We start from the raw sequence: 4,209 nt of genomic DNA, 5'->3' as shown, positions 1-4,209 counted from the left end.
GAGCAGACGACATGAATGAAGCGGCGGCCGAAGAAGCCAAGCGTCAGGCAGAAAAAGCCCTGGAAAACCAGAGTGGCGAATTCGACTACTCCAGAGCGGCAACCCAACTGGCCGAAGCGGCTGCCCAGCTCAGAACCCTCCAGGCGATTCGCAAGAAACTGGGCAAATAAGCCCGGTTTTTCTCCTGCCAGAGAGCCCTGCTTTTGCAGGGTTTTTTTATGGCTTCACAGGACCCGTTAACTTCAGAAGCTGATAGTTCAACTCCCAGAACAGGCAGTTCTGGATGATCCCCGATTCAGGAATGGCCCGAATGTCATAACCGGGCAGATTAAGTACCGCATCCCCCGACACCCATCCCTGGTCGATAACCACCCGGTTGTCTTTTAAGGCGATCGGATTGTTTTCCATTCCGCCTTGTAGCCAGACGCTTGTAGCCCCTTGCCGGTTAACAAAATACAGGGGAATGTCGGGATAGGTAAAGTAGCCCAGATGAGTATAAACATTAGGGTGAACCAATAACTTTCCAGCATTCTCAGAGGTCAGATTTTCCTCCAGGGCGTGAAAAAAGCGGGGGTTTCCAGAAAGCTTGAACTGGTGACAGATCAGGTGCGAATCAGCCTTGAAGAACAGGATACCTTTCTGGTTAAGTGCTTGCTGATAAGTGGAACAGGCCTTTGCTATCAGAGGGTTCTGGGTATGAATAATACGCTGCAGCGTATTATCCAACTGGTTCAGGTAGAGTTGGCAATACATACCAGCGGGTAAGGGCGTCACATCAAAGGTTCCCTTATTGTGAAACAGACCATGACTTTGATAGAGGGCAACCCGCTCGGCACCGCCCTGTTGAAAAGCACTGGCATTGATGACCGGTATACGTCCACGGGAAACACAGGCATTCATCCACTCAGCGATAAAGCACCAGGCAATCGTGATATTAAGCGTTGTATCCATCGGGCAGAAACGCTGATTGGATAGATAAGCTGGCGTTTCCTGCAACGTGTTATCCAGAAATAGCGGAGGATTGACCGATTGATAAACGGCACTGTTTTTTGCCGCAATCAGTAGCAGGCTGGCCCCGGAATTCAGGATATCGCTATAGGCCCTGATCTGCCGATCCGGTTCAAGCCCATGGTCTGCCCCAATCACCAGATCTTCTTTTGAGAGCCTAAAGGGATACTGTAAAGACCTGATACCTGCTAACCCACCAGCACGGTTGGTCAGCTCCCGGGCAAAGCCGGTTGAGGCTTCATCAATAACCCACAGGCGCTTTAACGCACCAGCAACAAAGTGGTCAGCGAGTGTTGCAGCGTGAGAAACCAGATGACTGCCCGGTTCAGCAAGCTGGTGGTATTGGCTGCTATATTGCTGAATTTCCCGTAAGTAGCTCATCGTTGGCCCTGCCGATGTGTGTTATTAGACATGCTTATCCATCTTAGCGGAACTGGATCTTGAGTACTCCCTGTCAGTTTCGTTATAGTGCCCGCCAATGAACGCCCGCCTGTGGACCCAATCCTATGCCGCTAAACCAACCCTTATTGCCATCCATGCATTACGATGCGGTGATTATCGGGGCAGGGGCTTCCGGGTTGATGTGTGCACTGACAGCGGGTGATCGCGGCCGAAAGGTGTTGGTCATCGACCATGCCAATAAGATTGGCAAGAAAATTCTGATCTCCGGTGGTGGGCGCTGTAATTACACCAACATGTATGCTGAACCGTCGAACTACCTGTCAAAGAACCCCCATTTCTGCAAATCGGCACTGGCCCGCTACACCCAGTGGGACTTTCAGGCGCTGGTGGACAAGCACCAGATTCCCTGGCATGAGAAAACCCTGGGGCAGCTGTTCTGCAATCAGCAGTCCAGCGATATCGTCGAGATGCTGGTGGCGGAGTGCAGAAAGTCCGGTGTCACCATTCGCCTGAAGACAGCATTACACCACGTTAAGCCATTGGACGACACAGACGGATTTTTGCTGGATACCACACTGGGCGACGTTCGATGTACGTCGTTAGTCGTAGCAACCGGTGGACTGTCATTCCCCACCATGGGTACTTCCGGCCTTGGCTACGAACTGGCTGAGCAGTTTGGTCATCAGTTAATTGAAAGGATGCCGGCCCTGGTGCCGTTTACCATGGATAAACAGTGGCTGGCCCACTTTATTGAGTTATCCGGTGTGAGTGCGGATGTCATCGCAAGCTGCAATGGTCAAAGCTTTCGGGAACATGTGCTTTTTACTCATAGAGGGTTAAGTGGGCCAGCGATATTGCAGATTTCTTCCTACTGGCGGCCGGGCCATAAAGTCTCCATCAACTGGCTACCGGGTATTTCCATAGAAGATTGGTTGAATGAACTCAGGGAATCAAAACCCAGGACTGAAATTCGCTCGCTACTTTCAGATCAATTAACCAAACGTCTGGCAACAGCACTGTGCACCTATGGAGAGCTGCAAAAATTGACAGACAGTGGTCGCAAACCCGTCAACCAGTTTAATGTAACTGAGCTGCAACGGCTGGCCGAAAGCCTGGAATCCTGGGGATTTATGCCAGCGGGCACCGAAGGTTATAAAAAAGCCGAAGTCACTCTGGGCGGGGTCGCTACCGACAATATCTCATCGAAAACCTTCGAGAGCCAGAACCAGTCAGGACTTTATTTTATTGGTGAAGTACTGGACGTGACCGGTCACCTTGGCGGGTTTAACTTCCAGTGGGCCTGGGCTTCGGGGTATTGTGCCGGACTGTATGTGTGAATTTGTATAATCCTAATAAATCGTGCACATAAACAATATATCATGCACATAGACAGTGAATCGTGCACACTAAACTTCCATTGTTCTGTATGCGTCAGAACCAGCCGCTGGAATTGCGTAAGTTTGACGAACAGTTGCAGCACTTCACCGACCAACGCATTGCCCTGGATCTGGATGATGAGGTAAAGGTTAACTATGGCAAGCTTGGTAAACTGTTGGTTATTGTGAAGGACGTGACGGGAGTGAAAGGATAATGGGCAACACACATCCGATGTGGATCGACCATATCCGGGTTGAGAACTTCAAGTCCCTGGTGGGATTTGACCTATCCCTGAATGGCTTCAACTGCCTGATAGGGCTCAATGGTGCCGGTAAGTCCACGGTGTTGCAGTTTATGGATTTTCTGGCCCAACAGGTCAAAGGTGATATTAAGGGATGGCTTGAAGAGCGTGACTGGAAAGCTTCTGAGCTGACCAGTCGTCTTGGCAAAAGCAGGAAGAAGCTGATCTCGTTTACCGTGAGCATGCACTTGATGGATGGGTCCATGATGACCCGGGAAGCGGCATTTAACACGGATCAGCAGCGTTGTACCCAGGAAAAGATTGTGCTGGATTGTGTGAACTTCACAACGGATACGTTGCTTACGGTGGCTGATGGCGCTTACACCCCGGGTAATAGCCATCAGTCCATCCGTTTCTCCTACCAGGGCTCAATTCTTTCCCAGTTGCTCGACAAGGGGCTGTCTGATGAGCTGAAAGCGTTCAAATTGTTCTTCCGGCAATTTCGTTCTCTGGAATTGCTAGCTCCCCAGTTTTTGCGGCAAAAAGCCAGAAACAGTGAGGGGAAAATGGGGCTGGGTGGGCAAAGAATGTCTGCCTATATCCATGAGATGTCTCAGGAACATAAAAATGCACTGCGGGACCGTCTGAAAAAGGCCTATCCAAGGCTTCAGGAGATTAAAACCCGGTCAATACGATCCGGCTGGAAAGCACTGAATATTGCCGAGGTCTTCGAACATCAGGAACTGCCAACTGAAGCTCGCCATGTTAACGACGGTATGTTGCGAATTATGGCGATTCTGGCCCAGCTGATGACCGATCACAGTTTTATGGCCTTTGATGAGGTTGAGAACGGCATCAATCCAGAGCTTATCGAGTTTTTGATTGATACATTGGTTCAGGCGGAACAGCAGGTTCTGGTAACGACTCACAGTCCGATGATTCTCAATTTTATGGAGGACGATATTGCAACCAGAAGCGTGCAGTATCTCTACAAAACGGCGAAAGGGTATACCCGGGCTATCCCGTTTTTCTCCATTCCCTCTCTGAAAGAAAAGCTTACGGTAATGGGACCCGGAGAGGCTTTTATTGATACTGACCTGAATCGACTGGCTGATGAAGTCAACTCACTGTAAGGAATTGTCTAAAAATAACTTTCCCATTTCACTCTAATTCTGGAACTA

At 49.9% G+C, this 4,209-nt stretch carries 5 protein-coding genes; 4 read left to right on the top strand and 1 reads right to left on the bottom strand.

What is annotated here, in order from left to right; translation table 11 throughout:
* On the top strand, window positions 1-170 hold a 170-nt coding region (locus KDK14_RS06255; RefSeq protein WP_306671479.1), incomplete at its 5' end, for an ATP synthase delta/epsilon chain alpha-helix domain-containing protein.
* A 46-nt stretch (window positions 171-216) separates the two neighbouring features.
* Here KDK14_RS06255 and KDK14_RS06250 read toward each other — a convergent pair.
* Window positions 217-1,389 carry a hypothetical protein gene (locus KDK14_RS06250; protein WP_257264157.1) on the bottom strand — a complete coding sequence of 391 codons (1,173 nt, stop codon included), beginning with the start codon at window positions 1,387-1,389 and terminating at the stop codon, window positions 217-219.
* Between the two features lie 125 nt (window positions 1,390-1,514).
* On the opposite strand from KDK14_RS06250, the gene KDK14_RS06245 reads away from it, so the two are divergent.
* From KDK14_RS06245 to KDK14_RS06235, 3 genes are all read left to right on the top strand, one after another.
* On the top strand, window positions 1,515-2,747 hold the full coding sequence (locus tag KDK14_RS06245; RefSeq protein ID WP_257264156.1) for an NAD(P)/FAD-dependent oxidoreductase: 1,233 nt from the start codon (window positions 1,515-1,517) through the stop codon (window positions 2,745-2,747).
* Window positions 2,748-2,809: 62 nt separating this feature from the next.
* Window positions 2,810-3,001: a BREX-1 system adenine-specific DNA-methyltransferase PglX gene (locus KDK14_RS06240; protein ID WP_257264155.1), complete on the top strand. Its 192-nt coding sequence runs from the start codon at window positions 2,810-2,812 to the stop codon at window positions 2,999-3,001.
* Complete coding sequence (locus KDK14_RS06235; protein WP_257264154.1) at window positions 3,001-4,161, top strand: AAA family ATPase; 1,161 nt, start codon at window positions 3,001-3,003, stop codon at window positions 4,159-4,161. Before KDK14_RS06240 ends, KDK14_RS06235 begins: the two co-directional genes overlap by 1 nt.
* Window positions 4,162-4,209 lie beyond the last annotated feature (48 nt).

Origin of the sequence: Endozoicomonas sp. ONNA2 (assembly GCF_024606365.1) — a bacterium.
Taxonomy (GTDB): Bacteria; Pseudomonadota; Gammaproteobacteria; order Pseudomonadales; family Endozoicomonadaceae; genus Endozoicomonas.
Note: the sequence above shows the minus strand (reverse complement) of the source record. Positions and strands in the feature narration are given on the sequence as shown.